At 70.0% G+C, this 25156-nt stretch carries 24 protein-coding genes; 20 read left to right on the top strand and 4 right to left on the bottom strand.

From position 1 onward, the window contains the following. The first annotated feature begins 27 nt into the window (after nucleotides 1-27). Nucleotides 28-747, top strand: a complete 720-nt coding sequence (locus BW949_RS02250) for a Bax inhibitor-1/YccA family protein (RefSeq protein WP_076363277.1) — start codon at nucleotides 28-30, stop codon at nucleotides 745-747. Between the two features lie 150 nt (nucleotides 748-897). Here BW949_RS02250 and BW949_RS02255 read toward each other — a convergent pair whose 3' ends face one another. From BW949_RS02255 to BW949_RS02265, 3 genes are read right to left on the bottom strand one after another with little or no spacing between them, the layout of a single operon-like run. Further along, nucleotides 898-2280: an MATE family efflux transporter gene (locus tag BW949_RS02255; RefSeq protein ID WP_076363278.1), complete on the bottom strand. Its 1383-nt coding sequence runs from the start codon at nucleotides 2278-2280 to the stop codon at nucleotides 898-900. After that, a complete protein-coding gene (locus tag BW949_RS02260) occupies nucleotides 2277-2822 on the bottom strand; it encodes a PaaI family thioesterase (RefSeq protein WP_076363279.1) in 546 nt (181 codons plus the stop codon). The genes BW949_RS02255 and BW949_RS02260 overlap by 4 nt, the downstream gene beginning before the upstream one ends. Further along, on the bottom strand, nucleotides 2819-3280 hold the full coding sequence (locus BW949_RS02265) for a PaaI family thioesterase (RefSeq protein WP_076363697.1): 462 nt from the start codon (nucleotides 3278-3280) through the stop codon (nucleotides 2819-2821). Before BW949_RS02265 ends, BW949_RS02260 begins: the two co-directional genes overlap by 4 nt. A 297-nt stretch (nucleotides 3281-3577) precedes the next feature. Between BW949_RS02265 and BW949_RS02270 the strand changes: the two genes are divergently transcribed. From BW949_RS02270 to BW949_RS02345, 16 genes are all read left to right on the top strand, one after another. Continuing rightward, the gene (locus BW949_RS02270) at nucleotides 3578-3964 is read left to right on the top strand and encodes a MerR family transcriptional regulator (protein ID WP_076363280.1); all 387 of its coding nucleotides are present in this window, start codon (nucleotides 3578-3580) and stop codon (nucleotides 3962-3964) included. Nucleotides 3965-4274: 310 nt separating this feature from the next. Continuing rightward, nucleotides 4275-4667, top strand: a complete 393-nt coding sequence (locus BW949_RS02275) for a MerR family transcriptional regulator (protein ID WP_097176970.1) — start codon at nucleotides 4275-4277, stop codon at nucleotides 4665-4667. A gap of 63 nt (nucleotides 4668-4730) precedes the next feature. Further along, nucleotides 4731-6506, top strand: a complete 1776-nt coding sequence (locus tag BW949_RS02280; protein WP_076363281.1) for an acyl-CoA dehydrogenase C-terminal domain-containing protein — start codon at nucleotides 4731-4733, stop codon at nucleotides 6504-6506. 36 nt (nucleotides 6507-6542) lie between these two features. Further along, the gene (locus BW949_RS02285; RefSeq protein ID WP_076363282.1) at nucleotides 6543-6755 is read left to right on the top strand and encodes a hypothetical protein; all 213 of its coding nucleotides are present in this window, start codon (nucleotides 6543-6545) and stop codon (nucleotides 6753-6755) included. A gap of 45 nt (nucleotides 6756-6800) precedes the next feature. Beyond that, nucleotides 6801-8012 carry an acetyl-CoA C-acetyltransferase gene (locus BW949_RS02290; protein ID WP_076363699.1) on the top strand — a complete coding sequence of 404 codons (1212 nt, stop codon included), beginning with the start codon at nucleotides 6801-6803 and terminating at the stop codon, nucleotides 8010-8012. A gap of 165 nt (nucleotides 8013-8177) precedes the next feature. Then, the gene (locus tag BW949_RS02295) at nucleotides 8178-10340 is read left to right on the top strand and encodes a 3-hydroxyacyl-CoA dehydrogenase NAD-binding domain-containing protein (RefSeq protein ID WP_076363283.1); all 2163 of its coding nucleotides are present in this window, start codon (nucleotides 8178-8180) and stop codon (nucleotides 10338-10340) included. Between the two features lie 310 nt (nucleotides 10341-10650). Beyond that, nucleotides 10651-11523, top strand: a complete 873-nt coding sequence (locus BW949_RS02300; protein WP_083947534.1) for a UDP-2,3-diacylglucosamine diphosphatase — start codon at nucleotides 10651-10653, stop codon at nucleotides 11521-11523. Nucleotides 11524-11529: 6 nt separating this feature from the next. Next, on the top strand, nucleotides 11530-12774 hold the full coding sequence (locus BW949_RS02305) for a glycosyltransferase (RefSeq protein WP_235816179.1): 1245 nt from the start codon (nucleotides 11530-11532) through the stop codon (nucleotides 12772-12774). Nucleotide 12775: 1 nt separating this feature from the next. After that, nucleotides 12776-13354, top strand: a complete 579-nt coding sequence (locus tag BW949_RS02310; RefSeq protein ID WP_076363284.1) for a DedA family protein — start codon at nucleotides 12776-12778, stop codon at nucleotides 13352-13354. Next, nucleotides 13351-14034: a glycosyltransferase family 2 protein gene (locus BW949_RS02315; RefSeq protein ID WP_076363285.1), complete on the top strand. Its 684-nt coding sequence runs from the start codon at nucleotides 13351-13353 to the stop codon at nucleotides 14032-14034. The genes BW949_RS02310 and BW949_RS02315 overlap by 4 nt, the downstream gene beginning before the upstream one ends. A 228-nt stretch (nucleotides 14035-14262) precedes the next feature. Beyond that, complete coding sequence (locus BW949_RS02320) at nucleotides 14263-14985, top strand: type 1 glutamine amidotransferase (RefSeq protein WP_076363286.1); 723 nt, start codon at nucleotides 14263-14265, stop codon at nucleotides 14983-14985. A gap of 18 nt (nucleotides 14986-15003) precedes the next feature. After that, nucleotides 15004-16359, top strand: a complete 1356-nt coding sequence (locus BW949_RS02325; protein ID WP_076363287.1) for a glutamine synthetase family protein — start codon at nucleotides 15004-15006, stop codon at nucleotides 16357-16359. Nucleotides 16360-16382: 23 nt separating this feature from the next. Continuing rightward, nucleotides 16383-17696 carry an NAD(P)/FAD-dependent oxidoreductase gene (locus BW949_RS02330; RefSeq protein ID WP_076363702.1) on the top strand — a complete coding sequence of 438 codons (1314 nt, stop codon included), beginning with the start codon at nucleotides 16383-16385 and terminating at the stop codon, nucleotides 17694-17696. 120 nt (nucleotides 17697-17816) lie between these two features. Further along, on the top strand, nucleotides 17817-19097 hold the full coding sequence (locus BW949_RS02335; RefSeq protein ID WP_083947535.1) for a DegT/DnrJ/EryC1/StrS family aminotransferase: 1281 nt from the start codon (nucleotides 17817-17819) through the stop codon (nucleotides 19095-19097). 511 nt (nucleotides 19098-19608) lie between these two features. Continuing rightward, a complete protein-coding gene (locus BW949_RS02340; protein WP_076363288.1) occupies nucleotides 19609-19932 on the top strand; it encodes a DUF6280 family protein in 324 nt (107 codons plus the stop codon). A gap of 313 nt (nucleotides 19933-20245) precedes the next feature. Then, on the top strand, nucleotides 20246-21448 hold the full coding sequence (locus BW949_RS02345) for an NnrS family protein (RefSeq protein ID WP_076363289.1): 1203 nt from the start codon (nucleotides 20246-20248) through the stop codon (nucleotides 21446-21448). 62 nt (nucleotides 21449-21510) lie between these two features. Here BW949_RS02345 and BW949_RS02350 read toward each other — a convergent pair whose 3' ends face one another. Next, nucleotides 21511-22098, bottom strand: coding sequence for a TetR/AcrR family transcriptional regulator (locus BW949_RS02350; protein WP_076363290.1), 588 nt, complete (start codon nucleotides 22096-22098; stop codon nucleotides 21511-21513). A gap of 165 nt (nucleotides 22099-22263) precedes the next feature. On the opposite strand from BW949_RS02350, the gene BW949_RS02355 reads away from it, so the two are divergent. From BW949_RS02355 to glpX, 3 genes are all read left to right on the top strand, one after another. After that, a complete protein-coding gene (locus BW949_RS02355; protein WP_076363291.1) occupies nucleotides 22264-22488 on the top strand; it encodes a hypothetical protein in 225 nt (74 codons plus the stop codon). A gap of 120 nt (nucleotides 22489-22608) precedes the next feature. Beyond that, nucleotides 22609-23895, top strand: a complete 1287-nt coding sequence (locus BW949_RS02360; RefSeq protein WP_097176971.1) for a homoserine dehydrogenase — start codon at nucleotides 22609-22611, stop codon at nucleotides 23893-23895. A gap of 171 nt (nucleotides 23896-24066) precedes the next feature. Continuing rightward, nucleotides 24067-25038 (top strand): class II fructose-bisphosphatase, encoded by a 972-nt coding sequence (gene glpX, locus BW949_RS02365; RefSeq protein WP_076363293.1) that lies wholly within the window; start codon nucleotides 24067-24069, stop codon nucleotides 25036-25038. The last annotated feature ends 118 nt before the right edge of the window (nucleotides 25039-25156 follow it).

Consider the following 25156-nt stretch of genomic DNA (forward strand, 5'->3'; position numbering starts at 1 on the left):
GGTCTCGACATGAAACCGGAGGGAGACATGCCTGAATTCAATACGATGCGCGCCGGACACGCCGGCGTGCGCAGCGCGCAGATCGACGCGGGCCTGCGCGCCCACATGAACAAGGTCTACGGCCTGATGTCCGTGGGGATGCTGGTGACCGGCCTCGTGGCCTGGCTCGTCGGCTCGAACCCCGTGCTTCTGGCGCAGATCTTCGGCACGCCGCTGAAATGGGTGGTGATGTTCGCGCCGCTGATCGTGGTCTTCGCCTTCAGCGCAATGATTCACAAGATGTCGGCCGCGACCGCGCAGATCGTGTTCTTCGGCTATTCGGCGCTGATGGGCCTGTCGATCAGCTTCATCTTCGCCGTCTATACCGGCTTCTCGATCACCCAGACCTTCCTGATCACCGCGATCGCCTTCGCCGGCCTGTCGCTGGTGGGCTACACCACCAAGAAGGATCTGTCGGGGATGGGATCGTTCCTGGTCATGGGCCTGATCGGCCTGATCGTGGCCTCGATCGTCAACATCTTCCTGGGCTCGCCCGCGGTGCAATTCGCCATCTCGGCGATCGGCGTGCTGATCTTCGCCGGTCTGACCGCCTGGGACACCCAGAACATCAAGAACACCTACCTGGAACTGGCCGGGTCGGACGAGGAATTCCTGGGCAAGGCCGCCATCATGGGCGCGCTGCAGCTCTACCTCGACTTCCTGAACCTGTTCATGTTCCTGCTGCAATTCCTCGGCAACCGCGAGTGATCGCACAGACCTGAGCCACGCCTGTCACGCCCCGCCGGACCCCCGTCCGGCGGGGCTTTTCAATGCCTGCTCGCAAGGGAGCCGAAGGGGGCGCCGCTTCGAACGGGGATCGGAAAAGGGGGGGCATCGAGCCCCCCCTTTTCCGGCCTTTCAGGGCCCCCTCGATGGGGGCCTGAAAGGCGCGCCCGGCCCGATCGTGGGCAAAAGACGGGCCCCCGCGCGCGCCATCACGACCGTGCGCGCCCCGTTCAGCACCATCAGCGCCGCCCAAAGGCCATGATTGCCGAAGACCGGCACCAGCACCGCCAGCGCCGCCACATAGATCAGCACCGATTGCAGCATCGCCTGGCGCATCTCGCGCGACCAAGTGGCGCCGATGAAGACGCCATCGAGCATCCACGCCCCGATCCCGATCAGGGGCGCGGCCACCAGCCAGGGCAGATAATCCCGCGCCTCGGCCCGGATCTCGGGCGCGGGCGTCATCACGTCGATCAACGCCCCACCCCCCAGCCCGAAGGCCAGCGCCAGCACCGCCGCCCCGCCCAGCCCCCAGAGCCCCGCGCGCAGACCCGCACGCACCACGAAACCGCGGTCGCGCGCGCCCACGCCCGCGCCCACCAGCGCCTCGGCGGCAAAGGCGAACCCGTCCAGCGCATAGGCCGTGATCTCGAGAAACTGGAGCAGCACCTGATTGGCCGCAAGCCGCAGATCCCCCTGCCCCGCCCCCAGAAACAGGAAGGTCGTGAACGACAGCTGCAACAGCACCGAGCGGATCATGATATCGACATTGACCCGCAAGAGCCGCCCCCAGGCCGCCCGCGCGAATAGCCGCCCCCCCGCCGCCCATCCGGGCGCGGCAAAGGCATCGCGCGCCAGCCACAGCGCCAGCGCCAGCCCCCCGATCTCGGCGATCAGGGTCGCCGCGGCCACACCCGTCACCCCCCAGCCGAGGCCCAGCACGAACAGCAGGTCCAGCCCCGCATTCGCGCCGTTCATCGCCAGCTGCAACACCAGCACCGCCCGCGTCCGCTCGAGCGCGATCAGCCAGCCCGTCAGCGCATAAAGCGCAATCGTCGCCGGCGCCCCCCAGATGCGCAGCCCCAGATAGGCGCGCGCCAGCGTCTCGACCTCGGCCGAGGCGGGCGCCAGCGCGAAGGCCGCATCGAAAAGCGCCCCCCGTGCCGCAATCAGGCACAGCCCCGCCGCCGCCGCGATCAGGAGCGCGCGCGCCAGACCCGCGCCCAGTTCGGCCGCATCGCCCGCGCCGCGCGCCTGCGCCACAAGCCCGGTCGTGCCCATGCGCAGGAAGCCGAACACCCAATAGAGCGTCGCCAGGATCACCGCGCCGAGCCCCACCGCCCCGATGGGCGCCGCCGCCCCCATCTGGCCCACGACGGCCGTATCCACCGCGCCCAGGATCGGCACGGTGGCGTTCGAGGCCACGATGGGCAGCGCAATGCCCAGGATCCGCCCATGCCCCGGCCCGCGCAGGTCGTGCCCCCGCGCCGCAGCCGCCCCGGCTGGTTCCGTCATTTCCCGCCCGGTTCGGGAACCGTTTCGGGGCCCGAAACGTCAGGGCCCGGCATCAGGAAATGCCCCGTCGCCTGCGCGAAGAGACGCGCGCGATTGTCCTGCCAGGCTTCGACATGCACACTGGCATAGCGCCGCCCCGAGCGGTTGATCCGCGCCCGCGCATAGGCATCGCGCGGCAACCCCGAACGCAGGTAATCCACGGTGAAGTCAATCGTCTTGGGCAGCCGCGGCAGATGCCCCGCCGCCAGCGCATCGGGCGTCAGACGCCCCTTCTCGAGATCCTCCCAGAGCGAGGCCCAGGCCAGTTCGACAATCGCCGTCACCTCGAGAAACGCCGCCGTCACCCCGCCATGCAGCGCCGGCAGCATCGGATTGCCGATCAGCTTGGCGTCATAGGGCAGCACCGCGGTCAGCTCGTCGCCGCGGCGTTCGAATTCGATGCCCAGAAAGCCGATATAGGGCACCCCGGCGACCAGCGCGCGCAACGCCCCGTCTCGCCGGGCCTTGACCACCTGAACGGGCTCGGGCTTGGGACGGGTCATGCCGGGATCTCCAGATTGGCGGGCAGGGTCTCGAGGGTGAAGGCCCCGGTCGCGGCGGCCACGGGGCGGTCGTCGTCATCGTCATGCGCCCAGGCCCGCACGAAGGCGACCGTGCGCGTGACATGATAGCATTCGGCCCGCGCGCGGATGCGCTGGCCGGGCACGGCGGGGCGCATGTAGTCGATGCGCAGATCCAGCGTGGCCGTCCCCCCCGGCGTCGCCGGATGGCAGATCACCGCCGCCCCGCAGCAGGTGTCCATCAGCGCCGAGACCGCGCCGCCATGGATCACCCCGGTGTGGGGGTCGCCGACCAGACGCTCGTCCCAGGGCATGGAAATCTCGGCGCGGCCCGCGGCCATCGTGCCCAGCTGCATGCCCAGCGCCTGCGCATGCGGGATCGCGGAGATGAAGGCCCGCGCCATCTCGAGCCGGGCCTCGGGCGTGAGCCGTGCAGCCATGTCAGAACCGGAACCGGTGGGTTCGCTCATCCGTGCCTCTTCTTGTTCTCGGGCGGTCGCCGCGGGACGGCCTCGGGACGGCCTCCGGGCCTCGGATAGCATCTCGGCGGCCGATCCTCCATGCTTCAAACCGTCGGGGCTTCAAGCCATCGGGCTTTGTATCCGCCGGGGGCCCCGACTATCCGCCCTCGGGCGTCCTCCGGCAAGAGCGTTTGCCGCCCTCCCCCAACCGCCATGCGCACTCCGCCTTGAGATGGCCCGCCGCCCGCGCTAGCCTTGCCGCCGGGAGGACGCCACATGGCCGATCGGCTCAATTTCAAGGAGATGTGCGCCCGTTTCGAGGTCACGCCCCGGACGCTGCGCTATTACGAATATATCGAACTTCTCCGCCCCGAGAAGGAGGGCCGCGCGCGCTTCTATGGCCCGCGCGAGATCGCGCGGATGAAGCTGATCCTGCGCGGACGGCGGTTCGGCTTCAGCCTGGAAGAGATCCGCCAATGGCTTGAACTCTATGACAAGAAGGGCACGCGCGAGCAGTATCAGGTCTGGATCGAGATGGCCGACCGGCAACTGGCCGAACTGGCCCGGCAGCGCGACGAGCTGGACAGCGCCATTGCCGATCTCAAGAGCCTGCGCGACGAGACCACCGAGATCCTGGCACGCGCGGAGGTGGACGCGGACTGACCGCGCGCCGGCCCGGCGGACAACATGCGACCGGGGATCATGAGTCTCCGGGCGGATGCGTGTTGGCGACGAAAACCTGGCGCCGAGTGCGCGCCGGGCATGGGGCGACCGCCCCCCCTTCCGCCCGCTTCCGGCGCGCCCCGGCGACGGCGTTTTTCCCTGACATGACGTCACCGGATCCGTGACGCCACGTTACAGTGACACATGCGTCAACTTTACCCCTATGTTCAGATCATGCGACGGAAAGGCCGCGTCCCTGCGTTAGCTTCGGACAACCCAAGGACACGGCTTCTCCCGAGGACACATGATGATCAACGACGAGGTGATGACCATCCGCGAAATGTGCGACGCCTTCGAGGTGACCCCGCGCACGCTTCGCTTCTACGAGGCCAAGGAATTGCTGGCCCCGATCCGTCTGGGGCAGAGACGGCTTTACACGCGCCGCGACCGGGCCCGTCTGAAGCTGATCCTCCGGGGGCGGCATTTCGGTTTCAGTCTCGAGGATATCCGCCAGCTTCTCGACCTTCACGACAGCGAGACCCTGCGCCCGACGCAGCTGCCCCGCACCATCGAGAAGGCCCGCGAACGGCTGGCGGAGATGCAGGCCCAGCGCGACATGCTGGCCCAGCTGATCCACGAGTTGATCGCAGAGATCGAGTGGGGCGAGGCCCAGGTGGCCCGCACCCGAAGCAAGACCGGCTGAGGCGCGCGGCATCAGGGCAGGAGGGCCCTTTCCGCGTTTCGGCCAAACGAGGGAGGAAGACCCATGCCGTCCTACAAGGCGCCGCTGCGCGACCTGGATTTCGTGCTGCACGACGTGCTGCATGCCGATGCCGAGCCCGCCGCCGAAGCGGCCGGGATCGACCGCGAGACCGCGCAGGCGGTGATGGAAGCGGCCGGCAAGCTCTGCGAGGAGGTGCTGGCCCCGCTCAACCGTGCCGGCGACACCGAAGGCTGCCGGCTGGAAGACGGCCAGGTGCGCACGCCCGCAGGCTTCCGCGCGGCCTTCGAGACGGTGCGCGAGGGCGGCTGGACCGCGCTGGACTGCGACCCCGAATGGGGCGGCCAGGGCATGCCCTATGCGCTGTTCTCGGCGGTGGGCGAGATGCTCGTGTCGTCGAACATGGCCTTCAACATGTATCAGGGGCTGACGCATGGCGCCTATTCGGCCATTGCCGCGCATGGCACGCCCGAACAGAAGGCGCTCTATCTGCCGCGGCTGACCTCGTGCGAATGGACCGGCACCATGAACCTGACCGAGCCCCATTGCGGCACGGATCTGGGCATGATGCGCACCCGCGCCGAACCGCAGGACGACGGCAGCTATCGCATCACCGGGCAGAAGATCTTCATCTCGGCGGGCGATCACGACCTGGCCGAGAACATCATCCACCTGGTGCTGGCGCGCGCGCCGGGCGGCGGCGCGGGCACGCGCGGCGTGTCGCTGTTCATCGTGCCCAAGTTCCTGCCCGATGCGGACGGAAACCCTGGCGCGCGCAATGCCGTGTCGGTGGGCAAGCTCGAGCACAAGATGGGCATCCACGGCTCGGCCACCTGCGTGATGGATTACGACGGCGCCACGGGCTTCCTGCTGGGCGATCTGCACAAGGGCATGCGCGCCATGTTCACCATGATGAACGACGCGCGACTGGGCGTGGGCCTTCAGGGCTATGCCGTGGCCGAAGTGGCCGCGCAGAACGCCGTTCTCTATGCCCACGAGCGCCTTCAGGGCCGCGCGGTGGGCACGCCGGCCAATCCCGACGGGCCGGCCGATCCGCTGATCGTGCATCCCGACATCCGCCGCACGCTGATGGATCTGCGCGCCTTCACCGAAGGGGCGCGGGCGCTGACGCTGTGGGGCGCGACGATGATCGACCGCGCCCGCAGCGGCGAGGAGACCGCCGCCGACGAGATGATCGGCCTGCTGACCCCGGTCATCAAGGGCTTCCTGACCGACCGCGGCTTCGACGCGGCCGTGGCCGCCCAGCAGGTCTGGGGCGGGCATGGCTACATCGAGGAAAACGGGATGTCGCAATTCGTCCGCGACGCCCGCATCGCCATGATCTACGAGGGCGCCAACGGCGTGCAGGCGCTCGACCTGGTGGGGCGCAAGCTGGGCGCGGGCTCGGGCCGCGCGATCATGGCCTTCTTCGAGGAGATCAAGACCTTCCTCAAGGAGAATGCCGACAATGCCGATCTGGCCGATGTCCTGGGCGCGCTCAAGGCCGGCTCGAAGGATCTCCAGACCGCGGCGATGGCCTTCCTCGAGGGCGCGCAGAAAGACCCCGAGGGCGTGCTGTCGGGGGCCACGGATTTCCTGCATCTCTTCGGCCATGTCTGTCTGGGCTACATGTGGGCGCGCATGGCGCTGGTGGCGCAGGCGCAGCTGGCCGCGGGGACGGGCGACGCCGCCTTCCTGAACGCCAAGATCGTGACCGCGCGGCACTGGGCCACCCGTCACATGCCGATGACCGCCGTCCATCTGGCGCGCATCCGCACCGCCGGGCAGACCGTCATGGCGCTGCCGCCCGAGGCGTTCTAACCTTCGGGCCGACAACGACCCGAGACGGAGAGACGAATGCCCAAGCGCCTGCGCCTGACCCGCCGCTTCCCGGTGGCTCTGACCAATGATGCCTATCGGCGGCTTCATGCCTTTGCCGCCGAGGCCGGTCTGAGCGTGGACGAGGCCTTGAGCTTCCTGTTCGAGCATTTCGGCTCGGTCACGGACAGCGACAACCTGACCCACAGGCTGCGTCTGTTCCGGGCCGAGCTCGAGGACCGCAAACGCTGACCGCCCCCAAGGCGCGGTCGGAAAGACACCTTCAGGGGGGACATGATGACCCAAGCCTTCATCTATGACGCGATCCGCAGCCCGCGCGCCAAGGGCCGGCCCGACGGCGGCCTGCACGAGGTGACGTCGCTGGCGATCTCGGCGCGCATTCTCGATGCGCTGGCCGACCGCAACGGCCTGTCCGGCCCGGTGATCGAGGACGTGATCTGGGGCAATGCCACGCAGGTGGCCGAACAGGGCGGGTGCCTGGCGCGGTCGGCGGTGCTGGCCTCGGGGCTTGACGAACGCATCCCCGGCCTGTCGATCAACCGCTTCTGCGCCTCGGGCCTCGAGGCGGTGATGCTGGCCTCGGCGCAGGTGCAGGGCGGCCTGGGCGAAGGCTATATCGCCGGCGGCGTCGAGATGATGTCGCGCGTGGCGATGGGCTCGGACGGGGCGGCGATCGCGGTCGATCCGATGCTGGCGATGAAGCGCCATTTCGTGCCGCAGGGCATCTCGGCCGACCTGATCGCCACGCTCTACGGCATCACCCGCGAAGACGCCGACGCGCTGGCCGTCGAAAGCCAGCGCCGCGCCGCGCAGGCCATCGCCGAGGGCCGCTTTGCCCGCTCGATCGTGCCGATCCGCGACCAGAACGGGCTGGTGATCTGCGCGCGCGACGAACACCCCCGCCCCGAGACCACCACCGAGACGCTGGCCGCGCTGCGCCCCAGCTTCAAGGACATGGGCGAGCAGATGCCCGGCTTCGACAAGGTGGCGCTGCTGCGCTATCCGCAGCTCGAGCGGATCGAACACATCCACCACGCCGGCAATTCCTCGGGCATCGTCGATGGCGCGGCCGCGGTCCTTGTCGGCTCGGAAGGGTTCGGCTCCGCCCGGGGGCTGAAGCCGCGCGCGCGCATCCGGGCGATGGCGCGGGTGGGCACCGAACCCACCGTCATGCTGACCGGCCCCGTCCCCGCGACCGAGCGCGTCCTGGCCGCCGCCGGCATGCAGATCGGCGACATCGACCATTTCGAGGTCAACGAGGCCTTCGCCTCGGTGGTGCTGCGCTTCATCCAGGCCTTCGACGTGGACCCCGCGCGCGTCAACCCCTGCGGCGGCGCCATCGCGCTGGGCCACCCGCTGGGCGCAACCGGCGCCATGCTGATCGGCACCGCGCTCGACGAGCTGGAACGCACCGGCAAGGAAACCGCGCTGGTCACGCTGTGCGTCGCCTCGGGGATGGGGGCGGCCGTCGTCCTCGAACGGGTGTGACGGCCCGCCCCGCCCGCCGCCTTCCGGCCCCCGGCGCCCCCCTGCCGGCCCGGACGGCCTTCATCATCCATTCCGGTTCCGGCCCGCAGGCCGGGACCACGGCCCGAGGGGCCGCATTCACGCACAAGGACGGCCGCCGCCCCCGCGCGGCCGAGGGAGAGGAAAATGGCTGAGTTCACCTGCACCACCGACGCCCGCGGCGTGGCCACGATCACCTGGGACGTGCCGGGCAAATCCATGAACGTGCTGTCTCTGACCGGTCTGGCCGAGCTGGACGCGCATGTCGACGCCTGCCTGGCCGATCCGGCCGTCAAGGGCATCGTCATCACCTCGGGCAAGCCCGATTTCGCCGGCGGCATGGACCTGAACGTCATCGCCCGGATGAAGGCCGATGCCGGCGACGACCCGGCGCGCGGGCTCTTCGAGGGGATCATGAAGATGCATGGCGTGCTGCGCAAGATCGAGCGCGCCGGCATCGACCCCAAGAGCCTGACCGGCGGCAAGCCCATCGCCGCCGCCCTGCCCGGCACCGCGCTGGGGATCGGCTATGAGCTGCCGCTGGCCTGCCACCGGATCTTCGCGGCCCCGAACCCCAAGGCCAAGATCGGCCTGCCCGAGATCAAGGTGGGCATCTTCCCCGGCGCCGGCGGCACCACGCGGCTGTCGCGCAAGCTGGGGCCGCTTCAGGCCGCGCCCTTCCTGCTGGAGGGCAAGCTTCTCGATCCGAAATCGGCGGTGTCCGCGCAGCTGATCGACGAGCTGGCCGACGACCCGGTGGCCGCGGCCGCCGAATGGGTGCTTTCGAACCCCGATATCGTCAAGCCCTGGGACCGCAAGGGCTGGAAGCTGCCCGGCGGCGCGCCCTATACCCCCGGCGGCTTCATGACCTTCGTCGGCGCCTCGGCGATGGTGTCGGGCAAGACCGCGGGCGTCTATCCGGCGGCCAAGGCGCTGCTGGGCGCGGTCTACGAAGGCGCGCTGGTGCCCTTTGACACCGCTCTGCGCATCGAGGCGCGGGCCTTCGTGTCGGTGCTGATGGAGCCCTCCTCGGCGGCGATGATCCGCACGCTCTTCATCAACAAGGAGGCGCTCGAGAAGGGCGCGCGCCGGCCCGACGTGCCCCCCTCGACGCTGACGCGGCTCGGCGTGCTGGGCGCGGGCATGATGGGCGCGGGCATCGCGCAGGTGGCCGCGCAGGCGGGCCTGGACGTGGTGCTGATCGACGCGACCGCGGAAGCCGCCGAACGCGGCAAGGCCGGTATCGCCAAGGCCTTTGACAAGTCGGTCTCGCGCGGGAAGATGACGCCCGAGAAGCGCGACGCGATCCTGGCGCGCATCACCGCCACCGCCGATTACGCGGCCCTTGCGGGGGCCGAGCTGGTGGTCGAGGCGGTCTTCGAAGACCCCGCCGTCAAGGCCGATGTCACCGCCCGCGCCGAGGCCGTGCTGGCCCCCGACGCGATCTTCGCCACCAATACCTCGACCCTGCCGATCTCGGATCTGGCGCGGGCCTCGGCGCGCCCCGAACGCTTCATCGGCATCCACTTCTTCAGCCCGGTGGACAAGATGCTGCTGGTCGAGATCATCAAGGGCCGCGAGACGGGCGACGCCGCCGTGGCGATGGCGCTCGATTTCGTGCGCCGCATCCGCAAGACCCCGATCGTGGTCGAGGATGCGCGCTTCTTCTACGCCAACCGCTGCATCATCCCCTATATCAACGAGGGCATCCGCATGATCGGCGAGGGCGTGGCCCCGGCGCTGATCGAGAATGCCGCGCGCATGCTGGGGATGCCGGTCGGGCCGCTGCAACTGGTCGACGAGACCTCGCTGGAGCTGGGCGTGAAGATCGCGCGCGCCACCCGCGCCGCCTTGGGCGCGGCTTATCCCGACGATGCGGTCGATGCGGTGATCTTCCCCATGGCCGAGGCCGGGCGTCTGGGCCGCAAGGCCGGCGCGGGGTTCTATGAGTACACCGACGGCAAGCGCACCGGCCTGTGGGAAGGCGTGTCCGACGACTGGCCGCGCGCGCCCGAACAGCCTGACGTGCACGAGGTGATGGACCGGCTGCTGTATATTCAGGTGCTCGAGGCCTTGCGGGCGCTGGAACAGGGCGTGCTGCGCGACATCCGCGAAGGCGATGTGGCCGCGATCCTGGGCTGGGGCTTCGCGCCCTGGTCGGGCGGCCCCTTCTCCTGGGTGGACCGGATCGGCGCCAAGGCGGCGCTGGCGCGCTGCGCGGCGCTGGCCGCGCGCCACGGGCCGCGCTTTGCCCCGCCCGCGCTTCTGGCCGAGAAGGCCGCGCAATCGGAAAGCTTCTACGCCGCCTGAGCGCCCGCCCTTTCGCAACCGCAAGCGGCCGCCCCCTGTCGGGGCGGCCGTTCGTCGTTCGGGGGCGGTGATGGCACGCTGATTCTGGCCGCCCGCGCCCGGACGCGCGCCCCCGCATGCCCCCGGATTTCGGCCCCGCAGCCACGGAAATGGGGAAAATTCGTCGCATCTGCGGGAACGTCACACAACTTTCGCGCAGCTTTGGCAAGACAGCCCCGAGGAACGGCATACGCACCTTTACCCCTAGATCTGGTGATGATGGCCCCGCCACATACCAGAAACAGGGAAGTTTTGTTCGGGAGATCCCGCAATGACCACCCTGCCCACCTTCCCCTGGCCGCTGCCCGTCGACGCGCGCCCCCGCCCTCAGGCGCATCCCGAGACGCCGCGGCGCAAGCTGCGCGCGCTGTTCATCTCGGACCTGCATCTGGGCTCGCGCGGGTGCCAGGTGGACCGCATTCTCGACTTCCTGGCCCGCCACGAAGCGCAGACGATCTATCTGGTGGGCGATATCTTCGACAATTGGCATCCGATCTTCCATCACTGGTCCGACGAACATGACCGCGTGGTGCAGGAGATCCTGGGCCGCGCCCGCGAAGGGGTCCGGCTGGTCTATCTGCCGGGCAACCACGACGAGGTGTTCCGCCGCCATTTCGGCACCTATTTCGGCTGCCTCGAGGTGGTTGACCGCGTGGTCCACGAAGCCGCCGATGGGCACCGCTATCTGGTGCTGCATGGCGATCAATACGACGCCTCCTATCTGCGCGCGCGCTGGCTGAACCGGCTGGGCACGCGCGTCGATACCGCGCTGCGGGCGATGGATGCGGGGCTGAATGCGCTGCGCCGCACGCTGGGCCTGTCCGAGGGGCGGGTGATCGAGGCGCTGATCGACTGGGGCAATTCGGCGATGCATTTCGGCAATGATTTCGAACGCCGCCTGACCGCCGCGGCGCGGGATGCGGGGCTGGATGGCGTGATCTGCGGGCATTTCCACAAGGCCGCCCTGCACGAGCGCGACGGGCTGACCTATGGCAATTGCGGCGACTGGATGGACAGCTTCACTGCGCTGGGCGAAGATTTCTCGGGCACGCTGCGCCTGATCGAGGCGCCCGCGCCCCTGCCCGCCCGCCGGCCGGATCTGGGCGGCACGATGCCGGGGGCCGAAGCCCCGGCAATGGGCTGAGGGGGCATGATGGCACCTGGCCTGCTGACTGCCGCGGGGATCGGCTTTGCCGGTCTGTCGATCGCAACCCATGTGACCGCCGCGGCGCTTGTCGCCCGGCGTCTGGACGGTGACGGCCCGGCGCACCGGCTGCCGCTGGACCGGCTGCGGCCGTCCCGGCGCACCAACGTCCCGCCCGCGGCGCCCATGCCCGATGCGGGGCCGCGCATCACGCTGCTGCGCCCGGCCTGCGGGATCGACGCGCTGGACCCGATCACGCTGGGTTCGAGCTTCGGGCTGACCCACCCCGACCACGAGGTGATCTTCTGCGTCGCCCATGAAAACGACCCCGCCGCGGGGCTGCTGCGCCGCCTGATCGCGGCCCATCCCGACGCCCCGGCGCGGCTGATGGTGGGCGAAACCCATATCTCGGCCAACCCCAAGCTGAACAACCTTGAAAAGGGGCTTCAGGCCGCGCGGGGCCGGTTCGTGGTGATGGCCGATGCCAATCTGATGCTGCCGCCCGATTATCTCGAGACGCTCGAGGCCGAATGGCACGCCGCCGAGAACCGGGTTCCGGGGGTGGGGCTTGTCACCTCGCCGCCCGCGGCGGTGGCGCCCGAGGGGTTCTGGGCGCTGGTCGAATGCGCCTTTCTCAACGGCTATCAGGGCAGCTGGCAGTTGGCTGCCGATCAGCTGGGGCTGGGCTATGCGCAGGGCAAGACGCTGATGTGGCGCCGCGATCTGCTGCTGGCCTGGGGCGGGCTGGCGGTTCTGGGGCGCGATCTGGCCGAAGACGTGGGCGCCACGAAGATGGTGCGCCGCGCGGGGCTGGCGGTGCGTCTGACGCGCGCGCCCTTCGCGCAACTTGTGGGCCGGCGCAGTCTCAAGGCGATCTGGACGCGGCAATTGCGCTGGGCGCGGGTGCGCCGGGCGGGTTTTCCCGCGCTTTTCTATCCCGAGATCCTGACCGGCGCGCTGCCGCCCCTGGCCACGCTGGCCGCGCTGGCCGCAAGCGGGGCGATCGGCTGGATCTGGCCGCTTCTGGCGGCCGCGCTCTGGTATGGCGTCGAAGGGGCGCTGGCGCGGCGCGCGGGCTGGCCTGCGGGGCCGAAGGCGCTTCTCGCGGCGGTGCTGCGCGACCTGATGATCCCCGCGCTCTGGGCCTGGAGCCTGACCGCGCGCGGCTTCGAATGGCGCGGAACGGCGATGGACGCGGCCGAGGACGGCCCGCGCATCGCCCGCCCGGCGCATCCGGTGGCGGCCGAGTGAGATGATCGGACTGGAAACGCTGGCGGGGCTGGTGCAGGCGCACGGGGCCTCGGTGCTGGCGCCGCTTGCGGTGATCGAAGGCCCGATCGTGACGGTGATCGCGGCGCATATGGCCGCGCTGGGGCATATCGAGCTGTGGGTCGTGGTCGTCGTCGTCGTGCTGGCCGATCTGGTGGGGGATGCGGGGCTCTATGCGCTGGGGCGCGGCGGGCCCGGCCTTCTGCACGGGCGCTGGCGCGAACGCATCATCGGCGCCAATGCCCAGCGCCTCGAGACGCTGACCGCGCATTTCAGCGAACGCGGCGGGCGCACGCTGGTTATGGGCAAGCTGACCCATTCGGCGGGCGCGCTGGTGCTGCTGGCGGCGGGGGCCGCGCGCATGCCCTTCCTGCCGTTCCTGTGGTTCAACTTCCTCGGCACCCTGCCCAAGAGCCTGTTCTTCGCCGGGGTCGGCTACACGCTGGGCCAGGCCTATTCCCGCATCGACGACTGGCTGTTCGTCGTCTCGACCGGGTTTCTGGTGCTCATCGCCGTGGCCGTGCTGTCGCTCTGGCTGCGCCGCAAGGGATTTCGCACATGACCGGTCTTGCCTGTCTCATCCCCGCCTATAACGAGGGCGCGCGTATCGGCGCGGTGCTGCGCGTCGCGGTCAGCCATCCCGATATCACCGAGGTGATCGTGGTCGACGACGGCTCGCGCGATGACACCGCCGCGGTGGTGGCCGAAGTCGCCGGCCGTCACCCCCAGCTGCGGCTGATCCGCCAGCCCAACCGCGGCAAGAGCGCCGCACTCGCCACCGCGCTGCGCGCGACCGACGCGCCGGTGGTGATGTTTCTCGATGCCGATCTCGAGGGGCTGGACACCGAAGCGCTCGAGTCCCTGATCGCCCCGGTCCGCGACGGCCGCGCCCAGGTCGCCATCTCGCTGCGCGCCAATGCCCCGCGGCTGTGGCAGGCGATCGGGCTCGACTATATCTCGGGCGAACGCGTGGTCCGCCGCGCCCTGATCGCGCCCCCCGAGGCGCTGGAACGGCTGACCCGATTCGGGGTCGAGGTCGACATGAACGCCCGCCTCGTGGCCGCGGGGGCGCGCATCGCCGTGGTGCCCTGGCCGGGGGTCAAGAGCCCGTGGAAAAAGGACAAATACGGGCTCTGGCAAGGTCTGCGCGCCGATTTCGGCATGATCCGCGATATCTTGCGCACCATTCCCGCGCCGCGGCTGGCCCGGCAGATCGCGCGCATGCGCGCCCACCGCGTCTAAGGCCACCCCCCCCCCGCCCGCGCCCGGCAGGGCCTGCGGGCGGGGCTCGATGCCCCGGCCGCAGGCTCCCTCCCCCCCACACGTCCCGAACCCGCACGTCCCAACCCGCATGGGCCCTGCCCGAAAACCGGGCACACGCGGCCGCGCCGGCCCCGCGGGGACCGACAAGCCTTGCACTTGCCCGGCCCGCGGGCTTAGACTCGTGTCATTCAAACAGACGAGCCCTTCATGCTCATTGGCATTCTGCAAACCGGCCAGTCGCCCGAGACCCTGCGGGCGGACATGGGCGATTACCCCGACATGTTCGTGCAGCTCCTCGCACCCTGGGGGTTCACGTTCCGCACCTATCGCGTCGAGACGGGCCAGTTCCCCGAGGACGTCCATTCCTGCGAGGGCTGGCTCATCACCGGCTCGCGCCACGGCGTCTACGAGGATCACGCCTTCCTCCCCCCGCTCGAGGCCTTCATCCGCCGCGCCATGGCCGCGGGCGTGCCGATGGTGGGCGTCTGCTTCGGCCATCAGATCATGGCCCAGGCCCTGGGCGGCCGGGTCGAGCGTTTCTCCGGCGGCTGGGCCGTCGGGGCCCAGACCTATGAATTCGACGGCCGGCCCGTGCGGCTCAATGCCTGGCACCGCGACCAGGTGACCACGCCGCCCCCCGGCGCCGAAACGGTGGCAACCCATCCCTTCTGCGCCCATGCCGCGCTGCGCTATCCGGCCGGCTTCTCGGTTCAGGCCCATCCCGAATTCCGGGACGCCTTCGTCGCGGGGCTGCTCGAAACCCGCGCCCCCGGCGTCGTGCCCGCCCCCCTGATCGACCAGGCCCGCGCCGCGCTGGGGCAGCCCAACGACGCCGCCTTCGTTGCCGGCGAAATCGCCCGCGTCTTCCTCGGGGGCCGCGCGCCCGCGGACACGGGCCCCCTGCAACAGCCCCCCTTGCCTCAGGATTGACCCACAGGATCCCCGATCATGGCCCATTGGACCGACCGCCTTCCGCAGGCCGCGCGCGACTACATCGACGGCCGCCGCATCGACGAGGTCGAATGCATCGTCTCGGACCTGGCCGGTGTCGCCCGCGGCAAGGCCATGCCAGCCTCGAAATTCGCCCGCCAGGACAGCTTCTTCCTGCCCAATTCGATCTTCTTGCAGACGATCACGGGCGATTGGGCCGACAACCCGATGGGCGCCTTCACCGAACCCGACATGTCGCTGATCCCGGATTATTCCACCGCGACCGCCGCGCCCTGGACCGCCGACATCACGCTTCAGGTGATCCATGACGTGCAGACCCCCTCGGGCACGCCGATCCCGATCGCGCCGCGCAACGTGCTCAAGCGCGTCGTCGCCCTCTACGAGGCCGAGGGCTGGCGCCCGATCGTGGCCCCGGAAATGGAATTCTTCCTGGTCGCGCGCAACCCCGACCCCAACATCCCGATCCAGCCGCCGCTGGGCCGCTCGGGGCGCCGCGCCGCCGCCAAACAGGCCTATTCGCTTTCGGCGGTGGACGAATACGGCAAGGTGATCGACGACATCTACGATTTCGCCGAGGCCCAGGGCTTCGAGATCGACGGCATCTTGCAGGAGGGCGGCGCCGGCCAGGTCGAGATCAACCTCGCCCATGGCGACCCGATCGAGCTGGCCGACCAGATCTTCTACTTCAAGCGCCTGATCCGCGAAGCCGCGCTGCGCCACGATTGCTTTGCCACCTTCATGGCCAAGCCGATCGAGGGCGAGCCGGGCTCGGCCATGCATATCCATCAATCGGTGGTCGACATCGCCTCGGGCGGCAACATCTTCTCGGCGCCCGACGGGACCGAAACCCCCGCCTTCCTGCATTTCATCGCCGGGATGCAGAAGCACCTGCCCGCGGTCGTGGCGCTGCTGGCGCCCTATGTGAACAGCTACCGCCGCTACATCCCGGACTTTGCCGCCCCGATCAACCTGGAATGGGGCCGCGACAACCGCACCACGGGCCTGCGCGTGCCGATCTCGGACCCCGCGGGACGGCGGCTTGAAAACCGGCTGGCGGGGATGGATTGCAACCCATATCTGGGCCTCGCGGCCAGCCTCGCCTGCGGCTATCTGGGGCTGAAGGAAGCGCAGATGCCGCAGCCCGAATGCACGGGCGATGCCTACATGAACGACACCGACCTGCCCTATACGCTGGGCGATGCGCTGGACCTCATGGCCGAGAGCGACCCCGTCCGCGACGTGCTGGGGCTGGAGTTCTGCACCGTCTACGAAGCCGTGAAGCGCAACGAATACAAGGAGTTCCTTCAGGTCATCAGCCCGTGGGAACGCGAACACCTCCTGCTCAACGTCTGACCGCACGAGATCAGGTGCCGATCATGCAGCTTCTTCATGCCAACGACCGGCGGGGGGAATATCCGCCCAGCCTCTATGCCGCCGCCCTGACCGACATGCCGGCACCGCGCCCGGCGCTGCGGGGGCTCGTGCGCGCCGATGTCTGCGTGGTGGGCGCGGGCTACACCGGGCTTTCGGCGGCGCTGCATCTGGCGCGCCAGGGCCGGCGCGTCGTCGTGCTCGAGGCGCATCGGGCGGGCTTTGGCGCCTCGGGGCGCAACGGCGGGCAGATCGGCTCGGGGCAGCGCCTCGAGGTGACCGAGCTTGCGCCCCTGGTCGGCGCCACCCGCACCCGCGCGCTGTGGGATCTGGCCGAGGACGCAAAGGCGCTGACCTTCGCGCTGGCCGCCGAAGCGGGCGTGCCCACCCGCCGCGGTATCGCCCATTGCGCGCGCCACCCCGCCGAGGTCCGCCACGCCCATCAGATGGCCGAACATCTGGCGCGCCATTACGATTACGACCAGATCACACCGCTGGACCGCGACGGGCTGCACGCGCTGATCCCCGCGCCGCGCTATCTGGGCGGCGACATCGACGAGGGCGCGGGCCATGCCGACCCGCTGGCGCTGTGTCTGGGGATCGCGCGGCTGGCCGAAGCGGCGGGCGCCACGCTGCACGAGATGTCCGAGGTCACCGCCATCCGCCACGGCACGCGCGCGGGCCAGACCAGCCGCATCGAGACCGCCGCGGGCCATGTCGAGGCCGATCACGTGATCCTGGCGGCCAACGGCTATCTTGACGGGCTTGAACCCGCGGTCGCGGCGCGGGTGATGCCGATCAACAATTTCATTCTGGCGACGGCGCCGCTGGGCCCGCGCGTGGCCGAGGTGCTGACCCGTCCCATCGCCGCGCATGACACCAAGTTCGTGGTCAATTACTGGCGACTGTCCGAGGACGGCCGTCTGGTCTTTGGCGGCGGCGAGAATGTCAGCTACCGCTTTCCCGCCGATATCCGCGGCAAGGTGCGCCGCGCGATGCTGGAGGTCTATCCGCATCTGCATGATGTCGAGGTGACCCATGCCTGGGGCGGCACGCTGGCGATCACCCGCAACCGGCTGCCCTGTTTCACCCGCCCTGCGCCCAATGCGCTGTCCGCCAGCGGGTTTTCGGGGCATGGCGTGGCGATCGCGTGTCTGGCCGGCAAGCTGATGGCCGAGGCCGTGGCGACCACCTCGGAGCGTTTCGACCTGATGGCCAGCCTGCCGGTCCCGGCCTTCCCCGGCGGCGCGGCGCTGCGCTGGCCGCTTCTGGTCGCGGGGATGAGCTGGTTTGCCCTGCGCGACCGGCTGGGGATCTGAGGGCGCGCCCAGCCCCCCCTTTTGCCGATCTTCCGGGGAGTGTCATATAACTTTTGCTGGCCCTTAACCCTTGCGGGACGCTAGGGAAAAGAAACACCTCAGGATAAGGAAAAGGCGATCATGGCCCCCGACGGACTGCGCCCCACCGCCCCCGAGACACTTGACGCCGAGCCCCTGGACGCAGCGTCCCCCGGACCCGCGGCCCCTGCGCCCGCCGCGCCTGCCCCCGCCGCACCTGCTCCCAATGTCTATGATGCCGAAGCCATCCCCCAGGCCGCCTGGGCCGAGGTCGAGCGGCTGCTGCGCTCGGGCGATCTGTTCCGCTACACCGCGCCCCGCGATGCGCCGGTGTCGCTGCTTGAGGCCGATTTCGCCGCCGAGATGGGGATGGATTATGCGCTGGCGGTGTCGTCGTGTTCGTCGGCGCTGTTCCTGGCGCTGAAGGCGCTGGACCTGCCGGCGGGCGCGCGCGTGGTCATTCCGGCCTTCACCTTTGCCGCCGTGCCCTCGGCGGTGGTTCATGCCGGCTGCGTGCCGGTCCTGGCCGAGGTGGACCGGTCGCTGCGTCTCGATATTGCCGATTTCACCGACAAGCTCGAGGGGGCCGCGGCGGTCATCATCAGCCACATGCGCGGGCATACCTCGGACATGGATGCGATCCTGGCCGCCTGCGACGCGCGCGGCCTGCCGGTGATCGAAGATGCGGCGCATTCGCTGGGCACGACCTGGGGCGGGCGCAAGATCGGCACGCTGGGGCGGATCGGCTGTTTCTCGTTCCAGAGCTACAAGATGGTCAACGCCGGCGAAGGCGGGATGCTGGTGACCAACGACCCCGAGATCGCGGCGCGCGCGGTCATCATGTCGGGCGCCTACGAGCACAACTGGAAGAAGCATCCGGGTCTTCAGAATTCCTATCTGCACTGGCAGAACCGCCTGCCGCTCTACAACATGCGGATGCAGAACCTGTCGGCGGCGATCGTGCGCGCGCAGCTGCCCGAGATCGGGCGGCGCGTGGCGGCGGGGCGGGCCAATCACGACCATGTGGCCGCGCAGCTGAATGGCTCGGCCTGGATGCGGGTGCCGCCGGCCCTGCCGCAGGAGGAACGCGCGCCGGATTCGCTCCAGTTCATCCTGGAAGGGCCCTGGACCGACGAGGGCGCGCGCCGCTTTCAGGAGGAGGCCAAGGCGCGCGAGGTCTCGGTGCAGGTCTTCGGGCTGTCGCAGGACAATGCGCGGGCCTTCTGGAACTGGCAATTCCTGGGCGAGACGCCTGATTTGCCCAAGACGCGCGACATGCTGATGCGGGCCTGTGACGTGCGGCTGCCGGCGCGGCTGTCGCGGGCCGAGCTGGATTTCATCGCCGCGGGGCTGATCGCGGCCGCTGCGGCCGTGATGGGCTGAGCGCGGGCGGCAGCGCCCCTTGGCCCCATCGAGGGGCCGCGGGCCGCGGCGGGGGACGCCCCCCGCACCTCCGGCGGTGAGACATCACGCCATTGCCGGCCGCGCTATGGCCGACCGCGGGGGAGCTGAATCCGTCGGGCCCGGAAAGGCCTGTGCCCGGCGTGGCACGGGCCAGATCTCACGCAATCGTGATTTCATCCCCACACGTTCCGGTTGACCCCCGGAGACCGAAACCCCGCCATCGCCCAGCGGCATGCGTCATGGGCTGCAAAAGGCTTGATCGGTGAGGCCCCGGCGCTATATATCGCAGTCTGCTCGGGGGCAATACGACTAGATACGGTGGTGCAAGGGGTGAGCTATGCAAGATTCGCATGGCTGCAATGCCCTTGAGGGGATATCGAATCGTGCCTGAACGGTCATATTCGGCTGCACGCCCGATCGCTGCAAGCGCGAAATCATTTCGCCGCTGTGTCCCGAGAGCGACAACAAGAGCAATAAGAAGGACGGAAAGATGCGCGACTTCGTTGATGGCTCCGCGTTCAACTACGAACAGGGGCAGCGCGCGCGCAAACTCTTTGCGGCTGTCGTTCTGGCCGCACTGGACGATGCGATTGCTGATGACAAGAAATACGGCAACGGTCCCGAACAGATTGCCCGCTGGGCCCGGTCGCGCGACGGCCGTGAGGTTCTGTCCTGCGCCGGGATCGACCCCAACGAGCGCGTCGTGAAGGGGCTGATGGAATTCGTCGCCAAGGGCGTGCGCACTTCGGTCGCGCTGTCGCGCGAGGAAAGCGAACGCCGTGCCGCCGCGGATTCGGATGCCGAAGCCGCCTGAGCCCTGACGCGCCCCCGCGGGGGCCCCTCACATGCAGAGCGCCGCCCCGGTCACCCTGGGGCGGCGCTCTTCGTTGGGGCGCCCCCTCTCGGGGAATTGCCTTGTCCGCGGGGCCATGCTCTGGCACCCAGAAGCGACTGCCGAGAGGTTCGCCATGCCCCGCCCCGACACCCCCGACACGCCTGCGCAACAGCCCATCCCCCTGCCGGTTCTGGGGCCGGGGGGCAGTCACCGCGGGGCGCCTCGCGGGGGGGGACAGACCGGGGGGGGACAGCTCCGGGGAGGGCCGATCGGGATCGGCGGGCCGGGGGCCTTGCGCGGAAAGCCGCCGGCGCGGCGGGGCTTCTGGGCGGCGCCGCACCGGCCGCTGTTCACCGCGGCCGCGCTCTGGGCGATCCTGGCGCTGGTCTGGTGGCGCTGGGGCCCGGTGGCGGGGCTGACCCAGCCCGCCTTTGCCACGCCGGGCGAATGGCATGCGCATGAGATGTATCTGGGTATCGGCGGGGCGGCGATGGGGGGCTATTTCCTGACCGCGCTGACCAGCTGGACTGGCCGGGCGCCGCTGGCCGGGCCGGGGCTGATGGCGCTGGCGGGGCTGTGGCTGCTGGCACGGGCGGCAGCGGCGGCGGCAGGTGTCGGGCTGGTGCCTGCGCTCTGGATCGCGCCGGTGGCGCCGCTCTATTTCGTGGCGCTGGCCGGGGTTCTGCTGTGGCACATCACCGCCGCGCGGGCCTGGCACCGGCTGGGATTTCCGGCGGCGGTGGCGGGACTTGCGCTGGCGCAGGGGCTGTTTCTGGCCGCCACCGACGGGATCGGCCCCTGGGACAGCGCCACGCTGATCCGCGTCTTCGTGATGTTCTACGCGATCAAGGTCTCGATCATCGCGGGCGGCATGATCCCGGCCTTCGGCGGCAACTGGCTGGCGCAGAACCGCCCCGACGTGCCCCCCCCGCACGACCCGCCGGGGCGCAAATGGGCGGGGCTTGCGGTGCTGTTTTCCGCGCTGGGGCTGACGCTTGCGGGGCAGGAGGGCGCCTCGGCGCTGGCGCTGATCGCGGCGGCGGCGATCCTGGCCTGGCGCCTGAGCGGCTGGCGGCTGGGCGCGATGCGGGCCAGCGCGCTGATGCTGATGCTTCAGGCGGCCTTCCTGTGGCTGGTGGCGGGCCTTTGCGGGGTGGGGCTGGCGCGGCTGTTCCCCGGCCTCTGGACCGAGGCCGATGCGCTCCACGCGCTGGCCATGGGCGCGATGGCGGGGCTGGTGATGGCGCTGGGGGCGCGCGCTTCGGCCCGGCGCGACGGCGGCGCGCTGCGGGCCACGCCCTGGCTGGTGGCGGCCGTGCTGGCGCTGGCGGCAGCCGCGGCCCTGCGCATTGCGGCACCCGTCCTTGCGCGCGAACCGATGCTCGAGGCCGCGACGGGGATCTGGGTGCTGGGCTGGGCCGCCTTTCTGGTGACCTGGCTGCCCAGCCTGCGCGGCATCCCGCCCCGCCCCGTCTTCTCGGGCCCGCGCGCCTGAACGGGACATGCGCCGGAGCGGGCCCCGTCTTCCAGGCCCCGTCTTGCAGAGCCCGCGCCCGGTCACGGCGCCACGGATTTGCGCACCATGTCCCAATAGATCGCCTCGACCCGATCGCGCGACAGCCGCCCCCCCTCGCGGAACCAGGTGTTGACCCCGGTCAGCATGGCGATGATGGCCATCGTCGCCAGCTTGGTGTCGGGCACCGCAAAGACACCCGCCGCCTGCCCCTGGCGCAAGATCGCCTCGAGCGCATCCTCGTAGCGTTTGCGCAAGCTCTCGATACGGGCGAAATTCTCCGGCGAGAGGTTGCGCAATTCCATATAGGACAGGAACACCGCCTCGGCGCGTTCGAGGTTGAAGCGGATGTGAAAGCGCACGAAGCATTCCAGCCGGGCGGCGGGATCCTCGGCCCTGGGCTCGGCCTCCCAGGCGGCCAGAAGCTCGTCCATATGGGTCTTGAGCAGGTCGAAGAGCAGGCTCTCCTTGTCGGGCGTATAGAGATAGAGCGCGCCCGCCTGCACCCCCACCGCCCGCGCGATGGCGCGCATGGACACCGCCGCGAAGCCGTGCCGCGAGAAGAGACGCGCGGCCTCGGCGCGGATGCGCGGGCCGGTGATTTCGGAATGCGAGCCGGTCTTGCGTGCCATGCGCGCCAGATTAGCGATTGCCCGGCAGGGGACAAGATCGGGCGCGGCGCGGCCTGCCCCAAAGCCGCCCTGAAGGGGCCCCCTTGCCCGCATCCCCCCGGCGCGCCTATACCGAAGGCGCCCCGACCGCATAAGGTGCCCGCCATGTCCCCCCGCCCTGCCCCTATGACCGCTGCCCCGCGGATGCGCGCGCTTCTGGCCGGCGGGCTGATCGGGGCGGCGCTGATGGGCTGTGCGGGGCCGGAAAAGGGGCCCTGGCCGGTGCTGGTGCCGCTTGATGACGTGCTCAGCGCCCCCGAGGCCGAGCCTGTCGATCCCGCGCCCGCGCTCGATGCACGCGGGGCGGCACTGCGCGCGCGCGCCGACCGGCTGCGCCGGCTGGACCCCTGAGGCCGCCCCAAGCCCCCCCAGGGCGCCCATCGCGCGTTGCACAAGGCCCCTTTCGGCGCTAAGCCTCGGGCAAGATCACCCGCCAAGGAGCCCCCCATGCCGAGCCCCACCTCCCCCGCCGTGCGCCCGCCGCTGCGCCTTGGTATCGCGGGCCTCGGCACCGTGGGCATCGGCGCGGTCAAGATCGTGCAGCGCCACGCCGATCTTCTGGCGGCACGCAGCGGGCGGGCGGTGACGATCACCGCCGTCTCGGCGCGCGACCGCACCCGCAACCGCGACGCGGATCTGTCGGGCTATGAATGGGAAACCGACCCCGTGGCGCTGGCCGTGCGTGAGGACGTGGATGTCTTCGTCGAGCTGATGGGCGGCCACGAGGGCCCCGCGCGCGACTCTGTCATGGCCGCCATTGCCGCGGGCAAGGATGTGGTCACCGCCAACAAGGCGCTTCTGGCGCACCACGGCCAGGAAATCGCCGAAGCCGCCGAGGCCCGCGGCGTCTCGGTGCGCTACGAGGCCGCGGTGGCCGGCGGCATCCCCGTCATCAAGGCGCTGACCGAAGGGCTGGCCGCCAACGGGCTGCGCCGGGTCATGGGGGTGATGAACGGCACCTGCAACTATATCCTGACGCGGATGGAAAGCGCGGGCCTGCCCTACGAGACCGTCTTCGAGGAAGCCCGCCAGCTGGGGTACCTCGAGGCCGATCCGAACCTTGACGTCGGCGGCATCGACGCCGGCCACAAGCTGTCGATCCTGGCCGCCATCGCCTTTGGCACGCGGGTGTCCTTCGATGCGGTCGCGCTGGAGGGGATCGGGCAGATCTCGATCGACGACATCCGCCGCGCGGGCGACATGGGCTATCGCATCAAGCTGCTGGGCGTGGCGCAGATGACCGGGCGCGGGCTGGAACAGCGGATGACGCCGTGCCTGGTGCCGGCCTCCTCGCCGCTGGGACAGCTGGAAGGCGGCACCAACATGGTGGTGCTGGAAGGCGACAGCGTCGGGCAGATCGTGCTGCGCGGCCCCGGCGCGGGCGAAGGGCCCACCGCGTCCGCGGTGATGGCCGATGTGGTCGATCTGGCGCGCGGGCTGCGCCTGCCCACCTTCGGCATTCCGGCCGCCGAACTGGCCACGCCGATCCCCGCCCAGGCGGCGGCGCCGGCCTCCTATTACCTGCGCATGGTGCTGCTGGACAAGCCCGGCGCGCTGGCCAAGGTGGCCACCGTCCTGGGCGAAGCCGGGATCTCGATCTCGCGGATGCGCCAATATGGGCATGCCAGCTCGGAAGCGCCGGTGCTGATCGTCACCCACAAGACCACGCGCGACGCGATCCTGTTTGCCATCGCGCAGCTTCCGGCGACCGGCGTCGTGGCGGGCGAGCCCGTCGCCCTGCGCATCGAGGAAGTCTGAGCGCGCCGTCTTCCGGGCGCGCGCCCGATGCGGGACGGGCGGCCAATGCGGCGCGAACCGGCCGATTGTCGCCTCTGCGTCCCTTTGAAACCAAAGCGTTAGCGCAACCGGCGTTGAGCTTCCCGCCGCGACGGGGCTAGATGCCCTCAACCGCGATCCGGAGGAACAACCATGTCGCAACCGATTGATTTCAACGACCGCATGCTGTCGCTGGGCCTGGCCCGCGTGTCCGAAGCCGCCGCCCATGCCTCGGCGCGGCTGATCGGGCGCGGCGACGAGAAGGCCGCCGACCAGGCCGCGGTCAACGCCATGCGCGAACAGCTCAACATGCTCGACATCAAGGGCGTGGTCGTGATCGGCGAGGGCGAGCGCGACGAGGCGCCCATGCTCTATATCGGCGAGGAAGTCGGCTCAGGCGAAGGTCCGGCGGTGGATATCGCGCTCGACCCGCTCGAGGGGACGACGCTGACCGCCAAGGACATGCCCAACGCGCTGACCGTCATCGCCATGGCGCCGCGCGGCACGCTCCTGCACGCGCCCGACGTCTACATGGACAAGCTGGCCATCGGGCCGGGCTATCCCAAGGACATCGTGAGCCTGGACATGGACCCGGCGACGCGGGTGCGCGAACTGGCCAAGGCCGGCAAGGTGTCCCCCGAGGACATCACCGTCTGCATTCTCGAACGTCCCCGCCACGAATCCCTGATCGAGGAAGTGCGCTCGACCGGCGCCTCGATCCGGCTGATCACCGATGGCGACGTGGCCGGCGTGATCCATTGCGCCGAGGCCGAGATCACCGGCATCGACATGTACATGGGGTCCGGCGGCGCCCCCGAGGGCGTTCTGGCGGCCTCGGCGCTCAAGTGCATGGGCGGGCAGATGTGGGGCAGGCTGCTGTTTCGCAACGATGACGAACGCGGCCGCGCGGCCAAGGCCGGGATCACCGATCTCGACCGGATCTATGCGCGCGACGACATGGTCACCCGCGACGTGATCTTCGCCGCGACCGGCGTCACCAACGGCTCGATCGTCAAGGGCGTCAAGCGCGAGCCCAACTTCATCGAGACCGAGACGCTGCTGATGCGTTCGAAAACGGGCTCGGTGCGGCGCATGATCTACCGCAACCCGGTCTCGCGCCGCTGAGCGACCGGCGGGCGGGCCGCTCTTTCGCCCCGCCCTGAACCACAGGATATGGAGGTGGCCGCCCTGGCCGCCCCCATGGCTTGCGCCCCACCCCCGGACGCGCCCTCTGGAAGGGCGG

It is taken from the genome of Phaeovulum vinaykumarii, assembly GCF_900156695.1.
Classification (GTDB): domain Bacteria; phylum Pseudomonadota; class Alphaproteobacteria; order Rhodobacterales; family Rhodobacteraceae; genus Bieblia_A; species Bieblia_A vinaykumarii.